15 protein-coding genes are annotated in these 16,931 nt (G+C 38.3%); 7 read left to right on the top strand and 8 right to left on the bottom strand.

Translation table 11 applies throughout. The annotated features are described in order from the left end of the window. Nucleotides 1–186: 186 nt before the first annotated feature. The 7 genes from mnmG to rpmH all read right to left on the bottom strand — a co-directional run bounded on the left by mnmG (nt 187) and on the right by rpmH (nt 6,872). The gene (gene mnmG, locus G4417_RS10690) at nt 187–2,061 is read right to left on the bottom strand and encodes a tRNA uridine-5-carboxymethylaminomethyl(34) synthesis enzyme MnmG (RefSeq protein WP_020993345.1); all 1,875 of its coding nucleotides are present in this window, start codon (nt 2,059–2,061) and stop codon (nt 187–189) included. A gap of 70 nt (nt 2,062–2,131) precedes the next feature. Further along, complete coding sequence (mnmE, locus tag G4417_RS10685) at nt 2,132–3,505, bottom strand: tRNA uridine-5-carboxymethylaminomethyl(34) synthesis GTPase MnmE (protein ID WP_173683436.1); 1,374 nt, start codon at nt 3,503–3,505, stop codon at nt 2,132–2,134. A gap of 277 nt (nt 3,506–3,782) precedes the next feature. Further along, nucleotides 3,783–4,724 (bottom strand): RNA-binding cell elongation regulator Jag/EloR, encoded by a 942-nt coding sequence (gene jag, locus G4417_RS10680; RefSeq protein ID WP_173683435.1) that lies wholly within the window; start codon nt 4,722–4,724, stop codon nt 3,783–3,785. 20 nt (nt 4,725–4,744) lie between these two features. Continuing rightward, on the bottom strand, nt 4,745–6,034 hold the full coding sequence (locus G4417_RS10675) for a YidC/Oxa1 family membrane protein insertase (RefSeq protein WP_173683454.1): 1,290 nt from the start codon (nt 6,032–6,034) through the stop codon (nt 4,745–4,747). Between the two features lie 87 nt (nt 6,035–6,121). Continuing rightward, a complete protein-coding gene (gene yidD / locus G4417_RS10670) occupies nt 6,122–6,334 on the bottom strand; it encodes a membrane protein insertion efficiency factor YidD (protein ID WP_173681245.1) in 213 nt (70 codons plus the stop codon). Further along, nucleotides 6,303–6,674: a ribonuclease P protein component gene (gene rnpA, locus G4417_RS10665; RefSeq protein ID WP_173683434.1), complete on the bottom strand. Its 372-nt coding sequence runs from the start codon at nt 6,672–6,674 to the stop codon at nt 6,303–6,305. Before rnpA ends, yidD begins: the two co-directional genes overlap by 32 nt. Nucleotides 6,675–6,737: 63 nt before the next feature. Next, nucleotides 6,738–6,872, bottom strand: a complete 135-nt coding sequence (gene rpmH / locus G4417_RS10660; RefSeq protein ID WP_008708004.1) for a 50S ribosomal protein L34 — start codon at nt 6,870–6,872, stop codon at nt 6,738–6,740. 623 nt (nt 6,873–7,495) lie between these two features. On the opposite strand from rpmH, the gene dnaA reads away from it, so the two are divergent. From dnaA to G4417_RS10625, 7 genes are all read left to right on the top strand, one after another. Continuing rightward, entirely contained in the window at nt 7,496–8,851 is a 1,356-nt protein-coding gene (gene dnaA / locus G4417_RS10655) for a chromosomal replication initiator protein DnaA (RefSeq protein ID WP_173683433.1), read from the top strand. A gap of 278 nt (nt 8,852–9,129) precedes the next feature. After that, entirely contained in the window at nt 9,130–10,245 is a 1,116-nt protein-coding gene (gene dnaN, locus G4417_RS10650; RefSeq protein ID WP_173683432.1) for a DNA polymerase III subunit beta, read from the top strand. Nucleotides 10,246–10,258: 13 nt separating this feature from the next. Then, nucleotides 10,259–10,468, top strand: a complete 210-nt coding sequence (locus G4417_RS10645; RefSeq protein WP_173683431.1) for an RNA-binding S4 domain-containing protein — start codon at nt 10,259–10,261, stop codon at nt 10,466–10,468. Nucleotides 10,469–10,472: 4 nt separating this feature from the next. Next, nucleotides 10,473–11,558 (top strand): DNA replication/repair protein RecF, encoded by a 1,086-nt coding sequence (recF, locus tag G4417_RS10640; RefSeq protein ID WP_173683430.1) that lies wholly within the window; start codon nt 10,473–10,475, stop codon nt 11,556–11,558. A 78-nt stretch (nt 11,559–11,636) separates the two neighbouring features. Continuing rightward, nucleotides 11,637–14,078, top strand: a complete 2,442-nt coding sequence (locus G4417_RS10635) for a hypothetical protein (protein ID WP_334296880.1) — start codon at nt 11,637–11,639, stop codon at nt 14,076–14,078. Nucleotides 14,079–14,107: 29 nt separating this feature from the next. Continuing rightward, nucleotides 14,108–14,980, top strand: coding sequence for a 16S rRNA (adenine(1518)-N(6)/adenine(1519)-N(6))-dimethyltransferase RsmA (rsmA, locus tag G4417_RS10630; RefSeq protein WP_173683428.1), 873 nt, complete (start codon nt 14,108–14,110; stop codon nt 14,978–14,980). 401 nt (nt 14,981–15,381) lie between these two features. After that, a complete protein-coding gene (locus G4417_RS10625) occupies nt 15,382–15,834 on the top strand; it encodes a DUF1002 domain-containing protein (protein WP_173683427.1) in 453 nt (150 codons plus the stop codon). 330 nt (nt 15,835–16,164) lie between these two features. Here G4417_RS10625 and G4417_RS10620 read toward each other — a convergent pair whose 3' ends face one another. Next, nucleotides 16,165–16,821, bottom strand: coding sequence for a GTP pyrophosphokinase (locus G4417_RS10620; protein ID WP_173683426.1), 657 nt, complete (start codon nt 16,819–16,821; stop codon nt 16,165–16,167). Nucleotides 16,822–16,931 lie beyond the last annotated feature (110 nt).

The raw sequence follows: 16,931 nt of genomic DNA, 5'->3' as shown, positions 1-16,931 counted from the left end.
ATTATTCTCCTTTTTCTATCTTTATTTTATTATTTTCGCACACCTTACAGAGTTATTTTATGTGCTTTTATGATTTTATTTGTTATTTAAAGTCCGTCATTCCGTTCTTTTGCATGTTCTTTTGTACTATTTTAATATTTTTTCAATTTTCCGTTTTTATAAGTACATTAAAACGTATTCTATTAATTATTTCGTACTGGAAAGATACACCAGTAAAACTGATATATCAGCAGGAGAAACTCCTGAAATTCGGGAAGCCTGTCCGATTGAAATCGGTCTGTATGCTTCCAGTTTCTGACGTGCTTCGATTCTCAGGCTTCCAACTTTCTCATAATCAAGATCTGTCGGGATTTTCTTTGCTTCCAGTTTCTTAAACTGTTCTACCTGTTTTAACTGTCTGCGGATATATCCATCATACTTGATGTTAATGTCAACCTGTTCCTGTACATCCCATGGCAGCTCCGGACGTTCTTTATCAAGTGGTTTGATTGCTTCATAAGAAAGTTCCGGACGGCGGATCAGTTCTGCCAGAGTGGTTCCGGATTTCAGCGGTGTGCTGTTATAACTTTCCAGAAGGGTCTGAACCTCTTTGTTTGCTCCGATATTTGTATGTTCTACTCTGCTGATCTCTGTTTTTATCTGTTCTTCTTTCGTAAGGATTTTCTGATAATCCTCTTCACTGATGAGCCCTGCCTGATATCCCTTTTTACGAAGTCTCAGATCCGCATTGTCCTGTCGGAGAAGTAATCTGTACTCCGCTCTGCTGGTCATCATTCTGTATGGCTCATGGTTTTCTTTTGTTACCAGATCATCAATAAGAACACCAATATAAGCCTCAGAACGGTCAAGAATCAGCTGTTCCTGACCTTTAACTTCCAGAGCAGCATTAATTCCTGCGATCAGTCCCTGCGCCGCTGCTTCTTCATACCCTGAACTTCCGTTAAACTGACCACCGCTGAACAGTCCTTTGATTTTCTTAAATTCCAGTGTAGGATATAACTGACGTGGATTAATACAGTCATATTCGATGGCATATGCATTTTTAACGATTTTTGCATGTTCCAGTCCCGGTACGGAATGATACATTTCTTCCTGCACATCTTCCGGCAGAGAACTGGACATTCCACCGATATACATCTCATTTGTATAGAGGCCTTCCGGCTCAATAAATACCTGATGACGGTTCTTATCTGCAAAACGGACTACTTTATCTTCAATTGACGGACAATAACGCGGACCAGTTCCTTCGATCATACCGGAATACAACGGAGAACGGTCAAGGTTTGCACGAATGATCTCATGAGTTTTCTCATTTGTATATGTCAGCCAGCAGGATTTCTGCTCTATCTGAACATCTTCCGGATTAGTTGAGAATGAAAATGGTACAACTCTCTCATCTCCAAACTGTTCCTCCATTTTGCTGTAGTCAATTGTATTTCCAGCAATACGGGCAGGTGTTCCTGTTTTAAAACGGAACATTTCAATTCCCAGCTCTTTCAGAGAATCAGTCAGGTAGTTGGCTGCCTGCAGTCCGTTTGGTCCTGTATAATTACTTACATCACCGTAAATACATCTTGCTTTTAAATAAGTTCCTGTACAGAGGACCACTGCTTTACAGTTATAAGTTGCACCGGAATATGTTTTTACCCCTGTAATCTTTCCGTCCTCGACCAGAAGTTTTGTTACTTCTCCCTGTTTAATAGTCAGATTAGGTGTATTTTCAAGCGTTTTTCTCATTTCATTGCTGTATGCCTGTTTGTCAGCCTGCGCACGTAAGGAGTGCACTGCAGGTCCTTTGGAACAGTTAAGCATTTTGGACTGGATAAAGGTCTTGTCAATATTTTTTCCCATTTCACCGCCCAGGGCATCAAGCTCTCTTACCAGATGGCCTTTGGAACTGCCGCCTACGTTCGGGTTACATGGCATTAATGCGATACTGTCTACACTTACAGTAAACATCACTGTATTCAGGCCCAGGCGCGCGCCCGCAAGTGCTGCTTCACATCCGGCATGACCGGCACCAACTACAACAATATCATAATCTTCTACTAACGTTCTCATTTTGTCTCCTTTTATTTTACAACTGCTCATCCTATTCTTTCAAAAATCGCCGAAGGCGATTTTTTGATTTTTATTTACCCATGCAAAACTTGCTGAATATCTCATTTACCAGATCTTCACCAACAGACTCTCCGAGGATCTTACCCAGATTTTCATATGCATTCATAAGATCTATAGAAAAGAAATCTTCCGACATTCCCATTTCGATACTGTTTCTGACCAGATCAAGGCTTCTGTCAGCCTCTTCCAATGCTGCTTTATGACGGGCATTTGTAATATATACCTCATCATTAAAGGAAATCTCTCCTCCAAAAAACATATCTTTAATCTGTTCTTCCAGTTCTGTAATGCCTTTTTCTTCTTTTGCAGAAATCGGAATTACCGGATGTCCTGTTTTTTCTTCCAGGATTTCCGGCTGGATTTCCGGCTGAAGATCAGTTTTATTATACAGGATAATCGCCTTTTTTCCAGTAAGCATTTCCATGATTTCTTCATCATTTTCGTCAAGCGGAACAGAAGAATCCACTACATAAAGAATCAGATCTGCTTTCTGTGCCATTTCTCTGGCTCTGTCTACCCCTATTTTTTCCACAATATCCTTTGTTTCCCGGATTCCAGCTGTATCAATAATCTTCAGAGATATTCCATGAAGTGTGATATATTCCTCCAGAATGTCTCTGGTCGTTCCTGCAATATCTGTCACAATAGCCCTGTTTTCTCCGATCAGAAGATTTAACAGTGAGGATTTTCCGGCATTTGGTTTTCCGAGGATAACTGTCTGGATTCCCTCCTGGATCATCTTTCCGTCAGAAGAAGTTTTCAACAGGCGCTTCACTTCTTTCTGTTCATTATCCACAACTTCCAGAAGTTCCTGGGGATATCCATCCAGACTGATATGTTCCGGATCATCCAGTGCCGATTCTATATATGCAATGTGATAAATCAGCTTTTCTCTGATATTTCGGATTGCTTTCTGCACAGAACCTTTTAACTGATCCATGGAACTGCGAAGCGCATATTCATTTTTCGCCTGTATAACATCCATAACAGCCTCTGCCTGGGACAGATCCATCCGTCCGTTCAGGAAGGCACGTTTGGTAAATTCTCCTGGTTCTGCAATTTCGGCACCATTTTTCAGCACTGTATCCAAAACCCTCTGCATAGCATATACACCACCATGACAATCTATTTCTACTGTATCTTCTCCTGTAAAAGTCCTCGGTGCATGCATGATCATTACCAGAACCTCATCAATCAGTTCCTCTCCATCATAAATATATCCATAATGAATGGTATGAGTCGGAACTTCTTTTATTTTTTTCTTCCCGCCTTTTGATCTGTAGATACGGGAAATCACATCCATGGCATTCTCACCGCTGATACGGATGATTCCGATTCCGGACGCACTCATGGCTGTGGAAATTGCTGCGATTGTTGTTTCCATTTTTTTCTCCTCACTTGCCTGTTCTATAATAGTTCCGTCCCTGCGGAACAGTAGACTGTTACAATAATTCTGTCATCTTATATACATAACAGGAAAATCACACTGACTGCTGTTATTTTTTTCTGCAAGTGTGTAATCTCTCTGGTATATATACAAGACTTTCTGTAAAATAAAAATGTTACTCCAGGCAAAAGTACACACGCAAAGTTACGTGTTATTCACGCTTTCACCTAGAATAACATTCTTTTTTCATATCTGCAATGAAGCAGTCATATTACTAATTTCTTTTTAATTTTACCACTACATGACGGTAAGGCTCTTCACCCTCACTGACTGTCTCAACGAATTTATTTCCCTGAAGAGCAGAATGGATAATTCTTCTCTCATAAGGATTCATTGGCTCAAGAATAACCGGCTTGCGGGTTTTTCTTACTTTATAAGCAATACCTCTTGCAAGGTTCTCAAGAGTTTCTTTACGACGCTTGCGGTAATCTTCTGTATCAAGTTTTACACGAATGTAATTTGATTTACCTTTATTTACCACAAGACTCGTCAGATACTGAAGAGAATCCAGAGTCTGGCCTCTCTTGCCGATAAGGATTCCCATATCTTCGCCTTCAAAGTCAACTTCCAGACTTCCGTCCGTTGTGTTATATTCAGATGTAATCTCTACTTCTCCAAGATTCATGGACGCAAATACATCACGAAGGAATACCTTTGCTCTGTTTTCTACTTCTTTAATTTCTTCCGGATCTGTAAGAATCTCAACAGGCTTTGCCGGTTTTACCGGTTTAGCCGTCTTTTCTCTGACTTGTTTCTCTTTTGGCTCTCTGAATTCTCTCGGCTGTTTTTCTTTTGCGGCCCTTTCCTTTACAGGTTTTGGCTGTCTTGGTTTCTCAGAAACAGCTTTCGGCTCTTTGATTTCTTTCTTTACCGGTTTTATAGCTTCCGTTTTCTTTTCTTCCTGAACCGGGGCTTCCTCTTTGAAGGAATCGAGTTTCACTGTCTCTACGATCTCCTTCATTTCTTCTTCCTCAGAAACCGGCTCAATCTTACGAACCTTAATTACTGCAGGCTTGCTTCCGATTCCGAAAAATCCGTTGCTGCCTTCACTTATTACCTGAATCTCAAGCTGGTCACTGGATACGCCAAACTCGATACATGCTTTTGTAATTGCTTCACTCTTTGTTTTCGCTGAAAACTGGATATAATCCTCCATGCCAACCCCTCCGTTCCTGACTACTTCTTCTTATTACGCTCATCAAATGCTTTTACCAGATTGGCTTTTGCAGTAATGCTGCCAGGTTTTGCATTCGCAGCGTCTTTGTAAGCTTCTTCAACCTTCTTGGCTCTTGTCTCAACATTTGTATTGCTGCTGCCTTTTTCAATCTTATTGATATTCTTGGCGCTCTGATGGGCCTGATTTGTAATCTTCTGAGGTGGAAGTCCCGCTTTCTCACGCTTCTTTTCCATCTTCTTCATATTCTCACTGATCAGGTCTTCAATCTGGATCTTATCCATCTTTTTATTGATAACAACCTGCTGCACACTTCTTACTGCTGCACTTGCTACCCAGTAAATACCAAGACCTACAGGGAATGTGAAACAGAATACTGCTGACATCAACGGCATTACCATATTCATTGTCTTCATGGAGTTCATCATTGCATCCTGCTGTGAATCGCCGTTCTGCTGTGCTGCCTGAGGCATCAGCTTTAAGTTGATCATCTGTGTAGCCCATGCAAGTATCGGAATAAGAATCGCAATGATTGCCAGAAGAACAGATCCTCCTGCAAAAACTGCTTTCATATAAGTCAGTGGCTGATCAGCGATATTCAGACCAAAGAAATTCTGCACATGTGAAATCTCTTTTGCAGTGCTGTTCAGTGTATCAGTAAATCCTGCAAACTGGCTTGTCTCAGCAAGTGTTTTCCACTGAGAAGGTGATAATGCATACAAAAAGTCTGTGACTGAATTACTTGTAGCTTTACTTCCATCCATAATAAGCTGAACTCTTGTCATCTTATTATCTGTGATAAACTGCTGAAGGATATCTGTATATCCGTTTACACCTGTAATACTGGTAACTGCAGATGCAAGGATATCCCTTACACTTCCTACATATGCCGGAATTTTATAAATTACCTGATATAAGGCCATCAAAATAGGGAACTGGATTGCAAGCTGTACACAGCTTCCTGTAGGAGATACACCGTATTTCTGATATACAGCCTGTGTTTCCTCCTGCATTTTCTGCATTGCAGCAGTATCATTGTTTTTTCCCTTGTACTTCTTCTGAATTTTCTGAAGTTCCGGCTGCATAATCGCACTCAGCTTAGAGAATTTCTGCTGTTTGATCTGCAGTGGGGTCATAAGAGCATAAATAAGGATACTAAAGATGATAATACAAAGACCGATATTCTGAATTCCAAAGATATTCAGCAATCTGTAAATACCATCCATGATCCATCCCATAACGGTCGCAAGCTGACCAATGATAGGAGTGCTGCTCTTTGTCGCTAAAATCATTTCCAAGTTCATTTCCTCCTAGAATCCATAAATGACAGGAGGTTCCTTCGATCGATCAATATTCAATTTTCAAGTACATTCCTGTCTTTACGGTACAGGGTCATAGCCTCCGTGGGAAAAAGGATTACAGCGAAGTATCCTCCATACCGCAAGAAGACCACCCTTTAATGCACCATATTTTTCGATTGCTTCTAAACCATATTGAGAACATGTGGGAATATAAGGACATTTTGTTCTCTTCATCGGTGACAAATACTTTTGATAGAGTTTAATTATTCTGATCAGAAACTTCTTTATCATTGTTCTTACCTGCTATGCAGTGCTTTCCCGCCAGATGCATCAGTGCGCTCTCTATCTCATGATAGGTCCTGTCCTTTGCCTGTGGGCGTGCAACTACTACAATGTCCAAACTGTTTTCAAATTCCGCTTCATTCAACCGATAACTTTCTCTTATCAATCTGGTGAGTCTGTGGCGAACCACACTATTCCCTACTTTTTTACTTACTGATATTCCCAGACGATTCTTCATGTACTGATTTTTCAGTACGTACATCACCAGATACCGATTACCTTTTGATGTTCCATTTCTGTATACTTTTTGAAAATCTTGATTTTTTTTTAAGGACTCTGATCTTTGCATAGAATCCCCTTTCCTGATCTCTTTTTTAAGAGAAGAAAAGACCACATAACTGCGGTCTTATTCTTAGGCTGATAAATGCTTTCTTCCTTTTAATCTTCTGGCAGCTAATACTTTACGACCACCCTTTGTGCTCATACGAGCTCTGAAACCATGAACTTTTGCTCTGGATCTCTTTTTTGGCTGAAATGTCATTTTCATAGGTAAAGCACCTCCTTTATCTATTATCCATGTTAAATTTTGTAACTTTTTAAGTATGACAGACACCGAATTCTACAGCTCTCCTGCCCGCCAACTTTACTTATTAGAACATCATTTCAATTATATTCATAAAGGGTGGATTCGTCAAGTATTATTTACACAAAGATTTAAATGGTTTTTTATGCCATTGTGGATTACATAATTGGTTTACGTAATATTATCCACATTTTGTGGATAACTTGTGGATAACTTGTGGAATACCTATATATCTTTCCACTTTCTCCTGTCTATTTTACACATATCTTCAAAAAAATGCTTTTATTTCTACTTTTCTTACTGTGCATAAAATTATCCCCATTTTTTATCGTTTTTAAAAGAATAACGTCACATTATGGTAACCGGAATTGGCTTTTCCACTGTTATCCACACTAATCCACATAAAAAGTGGGGATAACTTTTTTTCCACATTTCCCTCAAATATACATTGCGAAAACAGGCATTTTATTATAATATATATAAGGATATTTATGTCTTTTTTAAGAATACGGTCAGAGTTTGTGGAAAACTCAATATTATCAATACACACTTAATATAGAAGTAATACGAACCGGGAGAACCAGAAAATGAACAAAGTTGTGGAAAAATGGGACGAAATCCTGCAAATCGTCAAGACAGAACATGATCTGTCCGACGTTTCTTTTAATACCTGGCTAAAACCACTTACTGTTTACGAAGTAGTTGACAATGTTGTCACTATTATCGTGCCTTCAGAGCAGGTAGGTCTCAATTATATAAGTAAAAAATACAAACTTCCACTTCAGGTAACGATTAGTGAAGTTACCGGAATGGAAAACTGTGACATCAATTTCATATTGCCGGAAGATGTTCCGAAAAAAGAGGAAGTTTCTCCAAAAGCGCAGTCTCAGGACGCACGCTGCGAGGAAGCTCATTTGAATCCAAAATACACTTTTGATACCTTTGTAGTCGGAAGCAATAATAAATTTGCCCAGGCAGCAGCTCTTGCAGTTGCCGAATCCCCGGGTGATACCTACAATCCGCTCTTTATCTATGGCGGTGCAGGTCTGGGAAAAACTCATCTGATGCATTCTATTGCTCATTTCATTATTGATCATGATGAAAACAGCAAAGTACTTTACGTTACCAGTGAAGAATTTACCAACGAACTGATCGAAACAATCCGTAATGGAAATAACTCGGCAATGACCAAGTTTCGTGAAAAATACAGAAACATTGATGTTCTTCTTGTCGACGATATTCAGTTTATTATAGGAAAGGAATCTACACAGGAAGAATTTTTCCATACCTTTAACAGCCTGCACAGTGCCAAAAAACAGATTATTATTTCGTCAGATAAACCTCCAAAAGATATGGAAATCCTGGAAGAACGTTTCCGTTCACGATTTGAATGGGGCCTGATCGCAGATATCACACTGCCGGATTACGAAACCCGAATGGCAATTCTTCATAAGAAGGAAGAAATGGATGGATATGATATTAACGAGGAAGTAATCAAATACATTGCAAACAATATTAAATCCAATATCCGCGAACTGGAAGGCGCGATCAACAAGGTGATGGCTTTTGCCAAACTTGAAAAAAAAGAAGTTACACTTGAACTTGCCGAACAGGCGTTAAAGGATATTATTTCCCCTGATGAAAAGAAAGTCATCACGCCGGATTATATTATTTCCATGGTTGCTGAACATTTTGATGTTACAGTGAATGACCTCTGTGGAAATAAGCGTAACTCCAAAATTGTAACTCCACGCCAGATTGCTATGTATTTATGCAGGGAAATCATCTCAACCCCTCTGAAATCTATTGGTAAATGTCTTGGAAACCGTGATCATACTACCATTATGCACGGTATTGACAAAATTGAAAAAGAAATCAACAACGATGAAAACCTTAAAAATACCATCGAGACCTTAAAGAAGAAAATTAATCCACAGGGATGAGGATAACTGACTGTATAACATGTGTATAAGATGTTGATAGTATGTGAATAACTGTGTATAACTTTCTGCCGCTTTTTGAGCACTTCAGTTATACACAAGTTATTCACATACTTTAAGCACACCTTTACACGAAGTTATCCATATCCGAAACCCTTGAAAAATAAGCCTCCAATGGAGTTTTTCACATATTCACATCCCCTACGGCGGCGACGACGAACTTCTTTTATATATTTATCTATAAAAAACCACATCACCCAGGAAAGGAAGTTATACACATTATGAAAATTATCTGCCAAAAAAATAATCTACTCAAAAGTGTAAACATCTCACTGAAAGCAGTTCCTTCTAAAACAACAATGCCAATTCTGGAATGCATCTTAATTGATGCCACAACAAACCAGATTAAATTTACTACCAACGATATGGAACTTGGTATTGAAACAATTGTTGATGGAAATATTGAAGAAAAAGGAATCATTGCACTGGATGCAAAAATCTTCTATGAAATCATTCGTCGACTGCCAGATAATACGGTAACTATTAAAACAGATGAAAAACTTACTGCCACCATTACCTGTGAAAAAGCGAAATTCACAATTCCAGGTAAATCAGGAGAAGATTTTGCGTATCTCCCAATAATTGAAAAAGAAGAAAGTATCACTATCTCACAATTCACATTAAAAGAGATGATTAGACAGACTATTTTCTCAATTGCATCCAATGAAACCAATAAATTAATGACAGGTGAACTTTTTGAAATCAAAAATAACCACCTGAAAATAGTATCTCTTGACGGACATCGTATCGCAATCAGACGTATGGAACTGAAAAAAGATTATGATGACCGCAAAGTGGTAGTACCTGGCAAAACACTTAATGAGATCAGTAAGATTTTGTCCGGTGAAATTGACGATATTGTAAATATTTATTTCTCAAAAAATCATATTTTATTTGAGTTTGACCAGACTATTGTTGTTTCCAGATTAATCGACGGAGAATATTTCCGTATTGATCAGATGCTTTCCAGCGATTACGAAACCAAAATTAAAATTAATAAAAAAGAATTTCTGGACTGTATCGACAGAGCCACTCTGTTGGTAAGAGAGGGAGAAAAGAAACCAATCATTATTGAAATTACAGATAATTCTATGGAATTACGTATTGATTCCGCAATGGGTTCCATGAATGAAAATATTGATATTGATAAAGAGGGCAAAGATATCCTTATTGGCTTTAATCCAAGATTTCTGATCGATGCACTCAAAGTAATCGATGATGAAACAATCAGTATCTACCTCGTAAATCCAAAAGCACCATGTTTTATCAGGGATGACGAGGAAAATTACACATATTTGATTCTGCCTGTAAATATCAACCAGAATCAGGCGAGATAGGGAGTAAATGAAAATGGAAGAAATTAAAATCAGAGATGAATTTATAAAACTGGGGCAGTTACTGAAACTTGCAGATATGGTTCAGGACGGGGTTGAAGCGAAATATGTGATCACTGACGGACTGGTAAAAGTAAACGGGGAAGTAGATGAACGTCGTGGCCGAAAGGTTTACGAAGGTGACATCGTTTCTTATGATGGAAAAGAAATAAAAGTAATCAGGTGAATAAATGTATATTGAATCTGTTCAGTTAAAAAATTTCAGAAATTATGATTCTCTGGAACTTGATCTGGCACAGGGGACAAATATATTTTACGGGAATAATGCTCAGGGAAAGACAAATATCCTGGAGGCGCTTTATCTTTGCGGAACTACAAAATCACATAAGGGAAGCAGAGATAAGGATATGATTCAATTTGGAAAAGATGAGTCCCATATCAGAATGATGGTGAAGAGAGATGAGCTTTCTTACAGAATCGATATGCATCTTAAAAAGAATAAAGCAAAAGGTGTGGCAATCAATGGTCTTCCTATACGGAAGGCCAGTGAGCTTTTCGGAGTGGTTAATCTGGTATTTTTTTCTCCTGAAGATCTGAATATTATCAAAAACGGTCCGGGGGAGAGAAGGAGATTTCTTGATCTGGAACTGTGCCAGTTAGATAAGATATATCTCACGAATCTGGCTTCATATAACCATATTGTAAATCAGAGAAATAAATTACTGAAGGATATCTGTGTTCAGCCATCACTGAAAGAGACATTGGATATCTGGGATATGCAGATGGCTGAATATGGACAGAAGATTATTGATAAGCGCAGTGAATTTATTCAAGAACTGAACGAAACTGTTCGAAAGATACATGCCAATCTGACAGGAGGACTGGAAGAACTGGAAATTGTTTATGAGCCGGACTGTACAGCCGGGAAACTGGAAAGTGTCATTCACGCAAACAGGGAAAAGGATATGAGGATGAGACTGACATCTGAAGGTCCGCACAGGGATGACATGTGTGTCATGGCTAATGGGGTAGACATCAGGAAATACGGTTCTCAGGGACAGCAGAGGACGGCTGCTCTTTCACTTAAATTGTCAGAAATATATATAGTAAAGAGAAAAATAAAGGATACACCGATTCTGCTTCTTGATGATGTTCTGTCAGAGCTGGACAGCAGCAGGCAGAATTATCTTCTGGACAGTATCAGGGATATTCAGACCCTGATCACGTGTACAGGGTTGGATGATTTTATCAGTCATCAGTTTCAGATAAATAAGGTATTTCAGGTAGTTCAGGGAACAGTATCACAGTCTGCATAAAATTAAATGGGAATGATTCATGATTATTTTGACAAGGATATAGGCTTATGATACACTGAATCTAATTATGGAAAGTTGGTGAATACATTGGACAAAGAAGAATTTCGGATAAAACTGGAAGAAATCAATAAGCTGGTTCAGGATAAAGACTATAAAGGGGCTATGAGTATTGTTGACAGTATTGACTGGAGACGTGTCAAAAATGTCCGTACTTTATGTGTTGTTGGTGAAATATATGCAGCAAATGGAAGATATGAAGACAGTAAGGAGATTTTCCTTCTTGCATATCATAAAGCATCTGTTGGAAAAAATATTCTTTATCGTCTGATTGAAATTTCTCTGAGAATGGATGATATCAGTGAAGCAGAAGATTTTTTTGAAGAATACAGACAGGTGGCTTCTAATGACAATACCCAGTATATTCTGCAGTATAAGATTGCAAAAGCGAAGAATGCATCACTGAATGAACAGATCAGAATTCTGGAAGAATATAAAGAGCAGGAATTTACAGAGAAATGGTCTTATGAGCTGGCTGCTTTATATTATAAAGCAGGAGAGAAACAGAAATGTCTGGATTTGTGTAATGAAATCATTTTATGGTTCAGCGAAGGAAAGTATGTAATGAAATCCTATGACCTTAAGATGAGAATGGGAGAACTGACAGGCGCAGAGAAAGCAAAATATGAGAAACAGTTTATTCCGAAACTTATTACACCAGAACAGGCAAAGGAGCTTAAAAAACAGGAAACAGAAAGTGAATCTGAACAGCAGGAAGATGAAACTGTAAAAGAGTCCGGAGATAGTAAAGAGCAGACTGAAGAAATTCAGAAAATCGAAGTAATGGAAGAATCAGAAGAAAAAGCTCCGGCGAAACCAATTGATATGGCGAGTATGCAAGCTCAGATTTCCAAGAACATTAAGGATATTTTTGGTGGAAAGTCTTTGGAGAGGGAGAATTTCACAGAGGAATCAGTGGATATGATCGATGGAGCCGGAATTACCAAAGAGGATGAGATTCCGGAAGAAATCATAAAAAGTGATGTTTCAGAGAAAGAGCCGGAAAATGTTCCGGAGCTGGAAGCTGAGCCAGAGAAACCAGGAGAGGCACCTGTAGCTGTTCCGGCTGAAAATAATTCAGAAAAGGCTCAGGAGAAAGAGAATCCTGTAGATTTTGGTGCGACAATAAAGATGCCTGAATTAAATATTCCTGATTCTATGAAAAATATGGAATTAAGTAAGGCACCAAAGGTAGAAGATGTTGCAGGTTCTTTTGCTTCTGCCAGTATAGACTTTAATCTGGAAGATACAATTCTGGCGGCAGCAAATGCTCAGGGAATTGAGATACCGAAAGAGGAAACAGAAGAAGAAACCCAAGGAGAAGCACTGCAAAATTCTGATAAATCCAATGAACTGGAAGAACCTGATTTTCTCAGCGAAAATATAATTGAGGAATCCGAGCCAGATGAAACTCCGACAGTAGAGGATTATGTAGAAACCGGGGAGCCTGTATTGCAGGAAGAAGAGGAAGTTACAGAAGAAGATCTCAGAAGAGCGGAAGCAGAATTTTTGCATGGACCCGTGGACAATGCTGATCTGAATCTGGAAGATATTGAGGATTCAGATTTAGATACTGAGGAATTAGTTTCCGCACCTGAAGCGGAAAATGAAGAACCTTTATCTGAAGAAGAAGAGCTGGAGCGTTTTATTGAATCTATTCAGTCAAAAGATGAGACAGATCCAAGAAATCTTGTACCAAGGGAAAAAGAACTGACTGATGATGAGAAACAATTGTTTACATATTTTGTGAAAGTTCCAGGTATGAAGGAACAGTTGGTTGATACATTATGTGATGTGCAGATGGCGGCAGCAGACAAGACATCCAAAACAGGAAATATCATTGTTATGGGTGGAAAAGAATGCGGAAAGACAAGATTGATTTCCGGTCTGATTCCGGCAATATGCAAAGAATTAAATCTGGAAGCATCCAAGGTTGCTTATGTTTTTGCAGAGCAGATAAATGGTAAAAATATTTATAAAATTTTTGCAAAACTGGCAGGAGGTTTTCTGGTGATTGAGAATGCCAATCAGCTGACTCAGGAAACTGTTGAGATGCTTGATAAGGCAATGGAAGTAAATACGGACGGATTGACTGTAATCGTAGAAGATGAAAAGATTGGTATGCGTAAGTTCATTGCCAGATACCCGAAATTTGCTAAAAAGTTTACTTCGATGATTAATATTCCGGTATTTACAAATGATGAACTTGTTAATTTTGCAAGGATTTATACGAAAGAAAATGGTTATATTATAGATCAGATGGGAATGCTTGCATTATACAATTTGATCGGAATTAATCAGAAAGAAGATTTACCAATGAACATCGGTGCTGTAAAAGAAATGATAGATGCAGCAATTGCGAAGTCGCAGGGAGGAATTCGCAAGTTTAAGCGAAATATATCCAAGAAACGTATAGACAGAGACGGCTATATTGTGCTGTACGAAAAAGATTTTACCAAATAATACATACAGGAAAAGAAGGAGTAAAGATTATGCCCAGACCGTATCTAGGAGATCCAAAGTATACCATAGAAGTGCTTCAGAAGTATAATTTTGCATTCCAGAAAAGGTTTGGTCAGAACTTTCTGATCGATACGCATGTTCTGGATAAGATTATAGATTCTGCTCAGATCACAAAAGATGATTTTGTATTGGAGATTGGACCGGGAATCGGAACCATGACACAGTATCTGGCTGAAGCGGCGAGAGAAGTGGCAGCAGTTGAGATTGATAAAACGTTGCTTCCCATTCTGGCAGATACCCTGAAAGAGTGGGATAATGTAACTGTTATCAATAATGACATCCTTAAAGTAGATATCCGCCAGCTTGCACTGGAAAAAAATCAGGGACGTCCGATCAAGGTCGTTGCCAATCTGCCGTATTACATTACTACCCCGATTATTATGGGATTGTTTGAGAATCAGGTGCCTGTTGATTCGATTACCATTATGGTACAAAAGGAAGTTGCAGACAGAATGCAGGTAGGACCCGGAACAAAAGATTACGGGGCGCTTTCACTGGCAGTGCAGTATTATGCGAAACCACAGATTGTGGCAAATGTCCCTCCGAACTGTTTTATGCCAAGACCCAAAGTGGGAAGTGCGGTGATCAGACTGGAACGATATGAAAAACCGCCGGTTGAGGTAAAGGATGAGAAGCTGATGTTTCGTATTATCAGAGCATCTTTTAACCAGAGAAGGAAAACGCTGGTAAATGGTCTGAAGAATTCACCGGAGTTTCCATTTTCTAAAGAACAGATTGAGAAAGCGCTGGAGATGTGTGGGTTCTCTCTGAATGTCAGAGGAGAAGCATTGACACTGGAGCAGTTTGCACAATTGGCAAATGCGTTTCTAAAGATCTCATAAAATGTCATATCAGATAAATATAAAAAGCATCCGGTGGCTAAGCGGATGCTTTTTATATTACGTTCAAATTTATTTTTTAAAAGGAAGGAGAGTTAATTGCCGTCTCTGGCAATCAACATATGAAAAAGAAATTTTATAAAAATAATGTTGGCTTTATTATTTTTATGACCTTAGTATATCCTGCAATTATGAGAGAATCGTGTTTAAGTTGTGAAAAAAATTTGAACAAATGTCGAAGGATTTATGAAGGCAGAAAGTGTGATATTTATTTTACAAAAGGTATAGGATTTCTGATATAATGAGCCGGTAAATGAAAATGATTGCTAACTGTCAGTGATCTGCTGACAGAGAAACGACAGAGATTTGTTATTGATTGTAAGAAGTATGGAGGTAATTAAATTATGAGAATAAAAAAAGCAGGAATATTTATTATTGCGGCAGCACTCACATGTACAGCACCGGCAGTACCGTCGATGGCTGCAGATACTTCAGAATCTGTACAGGAGATTATTTCTGATAATGAGATTGACTCTCTTATATCGGATCCTGATAAAGTAGTTGATATCATTATGTATGTGAAAAATGAGGCGGCAAAACAGGATATTTCAGATGATCAGCTCAGATCTTTGCTCCAGACTGCAGAGAGTACTATAGGAGTTAGTCTTTCAGAGGAAGAGGAGAACCGTATCATCAAGATTGTTAAGCAGATTAAGGATTCAGATATTGATGAGGAACAGCTTAGAAGTGCTGTGACGAAGGCATATGATAAATTGGAAGAAATGGGAATTGGTAAAGAAGAGGTAAAAGGAATTCTGCATAAGTTAGCTGATTTTGCGAAGAGTCTCTTTAATTAAACCTGCTCATTTTCAAATAGTAGCTGTGGAAAGACAGAACAGTTATTAAAAATTATGAAAGTGTGCAAGATAAACAGGTGAAAAAATATGATGAGAACAAAATATGTGGTAATTTCCTAAAAAATATAATAAAATCATAGGATAATTGTGCAAATGAACGAAAAGTTAACCATGAGTTCATATTTTGTTCATAAGTAATTGCTACTATATAGCTAGTTCGAAAGAACCTACGAAAGACGTTGTAATGTGTTATCATTACACATAAATTTTTTTCATAATAATAGCCCCGGTAAACCACTGCCGGGGCACTCCTCGTTTTATGGGGATTTTTCATTTTTTATCCGATGATTTTCCATATTTCTGGATTTCATTATTGAGTTCTTCCATGCGGGTATCCAGTTCTGCAACATATCGGGCACATTCTCTTAATTCCTTTGTGATATAGTCAGGTCCGTCTCCCTCAAATTTATAATGCATCTTATGTTCCAGAGTTGCCCAGAAATCCTGTGCAACTGTACGGATCTGAATCTCTACTTTGGTATCAATGATACTGTCAGAGAGAAAGACAGGTGTGGTAACCAGCATATGATAACTGCGGTAACCGCTTTTCTTAGGATTTTTCATATAATCGCGTCTTGCGAGAATTGTCAGATCATTTTGTTTGGAAATCATGTCTGCAATCAGATAGATATCAGATGTAAAGGAACAGCTGATGCGGATTCCTGCGATATCATTTACATAGCGTACCATGTTTTCAATACTGGATTCATAACTATGGCGTTTTAGTTTCTTTACAATACTTTCCGGAGTTTTAATCCTTGACTTTACATGTTCGATAGGATTGTATTTATGTCTGTGCTGAAATTCACCGTTTAGAATATCAATCTTTGTTTCTACCTGTTTAAGGGCAGACTGATAGACAAAAATAACTGTCTCCCAGTCATTCAGTTCTTTAAAATCTTTCAATGGGACAGAATCATAATTCATGTGTAATATCCTTTCATAATACAGGCAGTTTTCTGTTGATTTTCATAATCTTACAGGGGAATGATTATGGAATTGCTGTAGTTGTAGTTGGTTAACAATAATATTATTGT

This window comes from Blautia wexlerae, from assembly GCF_013300825.1.
In the GTDB taxonomy this organism is placed as follows: Bacteria; Bacillota; Clostridia; order Lachnospirales; family Lachnospiraceae; genus Blautia_A; species Blautia_A wexlerae_B.
Note: the sequence above shows the minus strand (reverse complement) of the source record. Positions and strands in the feature narration are given on the sequence as shown.

Coding starts and splice junctions, on each gene's coding strand:
- mnmG (WP_020993345.1), bottom strand. CDS start 2,061: ATGAGAACGTTAGTAGAAGATTATGATATTGTTGTAGTTGGTGCCGGT.
- mnmE (WP_173683436.1), bottom strand. CDS start 3,505: ATGGAAACAACAATCGCAGCAATTTCCACAGCCATGAGTGCGTCCGGA.
- jag (WP_173683435.1), bottom strand. CDS start 4,724: ATGGAGGATTATATCCAGTTTTCAGCGAAAACAAAGAGTGAAGCAATT.
- G4417_RS10675 (WP_173683454.1), bottom strand. CDS start 6,034: ATGATTTTAGCGACAAAGAGCAGCACTCCTATCATTGGTCAGCTTGCG.
- yidD (WP_173681245.1), bottom strand. CDS start 6,334: ATGATAAAGAAGTTTCTGATCAGAATAATTAAACTCTATCAAAAGTAT.
- rnpA (WP_173683434.1), bottom strand. CDS start 6,674: ATGCAAAGATCAGAGTCCTTAAAAAAAAATCAAGATTTTCAAAAAGTA.
- rpmH (WP_008708004.1), bottom strand. CDS start 6,872: ATGAAAATGACATTTCAGCCAAAAAAGAGATCCAGAGCAAAAGTTCAT.
- dnaA (WP_173683433.1), top strand. CDS start 7,496: ATGAACAAAGTTGTGGAAAAATGGGACGAAATCCTGCAAATCGTCAAG.
- dnaN (WP_173683432.1), top strand. CDS start 9,130: ATGAAAATTATCTGCCAAAAAAATAATCTACTCAAAAGTGTAAACATC.
- G4417_RS10645 (WP_173683431.1), top strand. CDS start 10,259: ATGGAAGAAATTAAAATCAGAGATGAATTTATAAAACTGGGGCAGTTA.
- recF (WP_173683430.1), top strand. CDS start 10,473: ATGTATATTGAATCTGTTCAGTTAAAAAATTTCAGAAATTATGATTCT.
- rsmA (WP_173683428.1), top strand. CDS start 14,108: ATGCCCAGACCGTATCTAGGAGATCCAAAGTATACCATAGAAGTGCTT.
- G4417_RS10625 (WP_173683427.1), top strand. CDS start 15,382: ATGAGAATAAAAAAAGCAGGAATATTTATTATTGCGGCAGCACTCACA.
- G4417_RS10620 (WP_173683426.1), bottom strand. CDS start 16,821: ATGAATTATGATTCTGTCCCATTGAAAGATTTTAAAGAACTGAATGAC.